A 5,310-nucleotide genomic window follows, 5' to 3' on the forward strand; every position below is an offset into this window, starting at 1 on the left:
ACAGATGGTAGTTGAAGGGTTTGTTTCAAACTCGCCCCGATTACCGATACAGCCCCCGAACCTTGCTGCCGCTCCCCTTTTGGAATGGTCGGGATGATCGGAGAACCACCCCGCAGCGCCAATCCCTGAGTTACGGGGTTGGTGCTGCAACTTCTGCCGCGCCGGCCCCCGGCAGCCGGCAGACTTTTCCGATTGTTTTTGTAACAGACTCCCCGCGAACCAGGGGGGTGCACGCAGCCCGCCCGCCGGGCCGGCGAAGCGGCTGCCGTTGCAGGCAGCCGACAGTCCGCCACCGCGATGTCAAGCATTCGGACATCCGATGGATGAACCGTGTGCGCTGCACCACGAATCGCGGCGAGCGAGCACCCACGCGCCGATCGACCGTCAGATGCCGACCACAGCCGTCTGTAACCTGTCCATCCCACATCTGGACACAGGTCGGTGAGTGGGTGCCAACACAATCCGCCTCGGCCGGGGCCCGTGTCGGATCCCAGCGTCAGATGGAAGCTAGCGATGTCCCCGACCCTGATCCCTGCGTTCTCTTGTGTCTCGAAGTATCTGACCCTGGTGGTGATCGGCGCGGCCCTGGTGGCCTGCGGTGGTTCGAAGAACGAGGACGCCGCCTCGCCCGAGCCGCAGATGTCGGTGCTGTCCATCAGCCGGGTCGGCCAGGGCACCGTGGCCTCGACGCCGAACGGCATCGACTGCGGCAGCGACTGCTCCGGCTCGTACACGAAGAACACCGAGGTCACCTTGCATGCCGCCGCGGCGCAGGGCAACCAGTTCGTCGGCTGGAGCGGCGTCGGCGTCGACTGCACCGGCACCAGCGATTGCAGCCTGATGCTCGACCAGTCGAAGTCGCTGGTCGCGACCTTCAGCACGGTGAACGCCACCGAGTACCCGCTGGCCGTGACGATCGCCGGCGCCGGTAGCGTGGCCGCCAACACCACGCCGTTCTCGTGCGCCACCGCCACCGATTGCAGCGGCAGCTTCGCCGCCGGCACCGTCGTCACGCTGACGGCCACGCCCGCCTCCGGCTACACCGTCGGCGCCTGGAGCGGCAGCGGCGTCAGCTGCACCGGCAGCACCTGCCAGGTCACGATGAGCGCGGCGCGCAGCGTCAGCGTCAGCTTCACCGCGGTCGCGACGCCGACCTTCGCACTCGGCGTCACGGTCACCGGCTCGGGCACGGTCAGCTCGTCGCCGGCCGGCATCTCGTGCGGCAGCACCTGCACGCACAGCTACGACCAGAACACCGTCGTCACGCTGAACGCCTCGCCGGCCAGCGGCTATTCGTTCAGCGGCTGGAGCGGCGCGGGCTGCTCGGGCACCAACACCTGCGTGGTGACGATGTCGGCCGCGCGCGCGGTCAGCGCCGCCTTCGCGGCGGTGCCGGCCAGCAGCTTCGCACTGACCACCACCGTGACCGGCACCGGCCAGGGCACGCTGGTCTCGAACCTGTCCGGCATCAACTGCCCGACGGCCTGCAGCAGCACCGTGAGCGCCGGCACCAGCGTGACGCTGACCGCCGCCAGCGGCAGCGCGTCGCACTTCAGCGGCTGGACCGGCGCCTGCGCGTCGACCGGCACCGTGACGACCAGCGGCGGCACCTGCACCGTGCAGGTCAGCGCCGCGACGACGGTCGGCGCCGCGTTCGCGCTGAACACCTACACGCTGACGGTCGTCAAGCAAGGCAGCGGCACGGTCGCGTCGACCGGCGGCAGCATCGCCTGCGGCAGCACCTGCAGCGCAAGCTTCAATGCCGGCACCGCCGTCACGCTGACGGCCACGCCGGCCAGCGGCTACACCTTCACGAACTGGAGCGGTGCCTGCACCGGCACCAGCACGACCTGCCAGCTGACGGTCAACGCCGCCGGCAGCGCGACCGCCGTCTTCACCGCCGTGCCGACCTATGCGCTGACCGTGGCGACCACCGGCTCGGGCAGCGTCGGCGCCTCTCCGGCCGGCACCGCCTGCGGCACCGGCTGCAGCAGCTTCGCGTCGGGCACCAGCGTCACGCTGACCGCCACGCCGGCCAGCGGCTACACCTTCACCGCCTGGGGCGGTGCGTGCTCGGGCAGCAGCAGCACCTGCGCGGTCGCGATGACGGCCGCGAAGTCGGTCAGCGCCACCTTCACCGCCACCAGCACCGGCGGCGGTGGCGGCACCAGCGGCAAGAGCTGGTTCGTCGCCACCACCGGCAGCGACAGCGCCGCCGGCACGCTGGCCGCGCCGTTCAAGAGCCTCACGAAGGCAGTCGGCGTCGCGACCGCGGGCGACATCATCGAGGTGCGCGCCGGCACCTACTCCGAGGCGGTGGTGATCCGCACCGCCGGCACCTCCACCGCCCGCATCACGATGCGCGGCTACAACGGCGAGCGCCCGGTGCTGCAACGCACCGGCGCCGGCCCGACCATCTACTTCTACAACAGCGCCTGCGACGAGGACGCCATCGGCAGCGGCACCGGCAACACCGACTGCTTCGCCAGCTGGTGGACCATCCAGGGCATGGAAGTGCGCGGCAGCACGGCCGGCGGCGACGACGGCAACGTGATCAAGATCGACACCGCCAAGGTGCGCATCCAGGGCAACACGTTGTGCTGCAGCGTCGCCGACATCGTCAAGCTGGTGCGCACCGCGAACGACGTCGAGGTGCTGGACAACGAGATCTACCAGAGCAGCAGCGTCGTGACGCCGGGCACCAATGCGCAGGGCGTGGACATCGTCGGCGCCAACAACACCCGCGTGGCCGGCAACTACGTGCACGACGTGCCCGACTTCGGCATGTACGCGAAGGGCAACGCGCGCAGCACGGTCTTCGAGAACAACCTGCTCTACAACATCGGGCGCAGCGACAACGGCCACGCGATCATGCTCGGCCAGGAGACCGACACCGATCGCCTGGTCGACGGCAACTACGAGAGCTACGACGGCATCGTGCGCAACAACGTCGTCGTCAACGCCACCTGGGCCTGCGTCGCGACCTCGTCGTCGTCGAACGTGCGCATCTACAACAACAGCTGCTACAACACCGCCACCGCCGGCCAGGGCTCGATCTTCGTGTCGAACGAGTCGGAGATCGGCACCAAGGGCGTCAACATCGAGATCTACAACAACATCATCTACGGTTCGGCCGGACGCCCGCTGATCAAGGTGAACGCCGACGCGCTGGCCGATTTCTCGACGCTGCGCATCGACGGCAACATCTACTGGGTGACCGGCGGCGCGCCGACCTTCGTGCTGAAGGACAACAGCGTCTCGGCGTCGCAGTGGGCCCTGCAGTACGCGACCGCGAGCGCCGGCCGCACCGACACCAGCCGCATCGTCGACCCGAAGTACGCCAGCACCACCGTGACCGGTGCGACCAGCAGGCCGCTGACGCTGTCGACCGGCAGCCCGGCGATCAACACCGGTGTCGCGACCTCGCTGGTCACGACCGACTACATCGGCACGGCGCGCCCGCTGAACGGCAAGATCGACGTCGGCGCCTACGAGTACTGAAATCCATTGAGATTGCGGAAGTCCCCATGAAGCACCTGCGCCTGCTGGCGACCCTCGCGGTCGCACTGACCCTCGCTGCCTGCGGCAAGGGCGAGGACGACACCCCGGCGGAAGCCAACCAGGCGACGCTCACCGTGAGCCGCGTCGGCCAGGGCCAGGTGCAGTCGAGCCCCGGCGGCATCGACTGCGGCAGCGTCTGCGCGAAGAGCTTCGCGGCCGGCGCCTCGGTGACGCTGAGCGCCGAGCCGGCCAGCGGCTACGACTTCGTCGGCTGGAGCGGCAGCGGCCTCGACTGCAAGGGTACCGGCGACTGCGCGGTGGCGGTCGAGACCTCGAAGGCGGTGACTGCCACCTTCAGCCAGCAAGCGCAGACCCGCTTCAACCTGGCGCTGACGATCGCCGGCAGCGGCAGCGTCACCGCCGACGTCGGCGGCCTGACCTGCGCCACCGCCAGCGACTGCATCGGCAACTACGCCGCCAACAGCGCCGTCACGCTGACCGCCACGCCGGCCACCGGCTACGCCTTCAGCGGCTGGAGCGGCAGCGGCCTCGCCTGCACCGGCAGTACCTGCCAGGTGCAGATGAGCAGCGCCCGCTCGGTCACCGCCACCTTCACCGCGGTGCCGACCGCGAACTTCGCGCTGAACGTGATCCTCAGCGGCTCGGGCAGCGTCAGCTCGTCGCCGGCCGGCATCAGCTGCGGCAGCACCTGCAACAAGAGCTTCGCGCAGGGCAGCAGCGTCACGCTGACCGCCACGCCGAACAGCGGCTTCACCTTCAGCGGCTGGAGCGGCGCGGGCTGCACCGGCAACGGCAGCTGCAAGGTGACGATGAGCAATGCGCAGAGCGTCACCGCGAGCTTCACGCCGACGCCGTCCGGCATGGCGGCCATCAACGTCAAGGTCGACGGCAGCGGCAGCGTTCTGTCGGCGCCGTCGGGCATCAACTGCCCGGGCGACTGCAGCGAATCGCTGCCGATGGGCACCCAGGTCAAGCTGACCGCCCAGGCCGCCGCGAAGCAGCGCTTCACCGGCTGGACCTCCGGCTGCACCGGCACCGACGCCACCTGCAACGTCACGCTGTCGAGCGCGACCTCGGTCAACGCGGCGTTCCAGGCCATCACCTACACGCTGACGGCGACCAAGACCGGCTCGGGCAGCATCACCTCGTCGACCGGCGGGCTGAACTGCGGCGCGACCTGCGCGGTGAGCCTGGAAACCGGCACCGCGACCACGCTGACCGCGACGCCGGCGGAGGGCTTCCAGTTCGCCTCCTGGGGCGGCGCCTGCGCGAGCAGCAAGGTGGCGACCTGCAGCCTGACGATGAGCGCGAACCAGGCGGCCAGCGCGACCTTCACCGAGAAGCCGAAGTACACGCTGACGGTCGCGAGCGCCGGCACCGGCAGCGGCACCGTGGCGATCGCGACGCCGGCCGGGCTCAGCTGCGGCGCGTCGTGCACGCAGAACTTCGCGTCGGGCACCGTCGTGACGCTGAACGCCACACCCGGCGCGAGCGCCACCTTCAGCGGCTGGAGCGGCGCCTGCACCGGCACCGGCGCCTGCACGGTGACGATGACGCAGGCCGCTGCGGTCACCGCCACCTTCGCATCGACCGCACCGGCCGACACCACGCCGCCCACCGTCTCGAGTACGACGCCGGCCACCGGCGGCACCTCGATCGGCATCGCGACCACCGTCTCGGTGACGTTCTCGGAAGCCGTCAACTGCAGCACCGTGACGAGCGCGAGCTTCGGCATCAGCGGCATCAGCGGCACGGTCTCGTGCAGCGGCTCGACCGCGATCTTCACGC

The 5,310-nt window shown here is 69.8% G+C and carries 2 protein-coding genes; both read left to right on the forward strand.

From position 1 onward, the window contains the following. Positions 1-513: 513 nt before the first annotated feature. Positions 514-3,501, forward strand: coding sequence for an InlB B-repeat-containing protein (locus tag AC1D15_RS16840; protein WP_477826869.1), 2,988 nt, complete (start codon positions 514-516; stop codon positions 3,499-3,501). 26 nt (positions 3,502-3,527) lie between these two features. Continuing rightward, positions 3,528-5,310 (forward strand): InlB B-repeat-containing protein (locus AC1D15_RS16845; protein WP_477826870.1); only part of this gene is annotated, 1,783 nt, incomplete at its 3' end.

It is taken from the genome of Rhizobacter sp. P2_H2, from assembly GCF_056403375.1.

What these genes read in the sequence shown, in the direction of transcription:
- AC1D15_RS16840 (WP_477826869.1), top strand. Translation starts at nt 514, where the DNA reads ATGTCCCCGACCCTGATCCCTGCGTTCTCTTGTGTCTCGAAGTATCTG.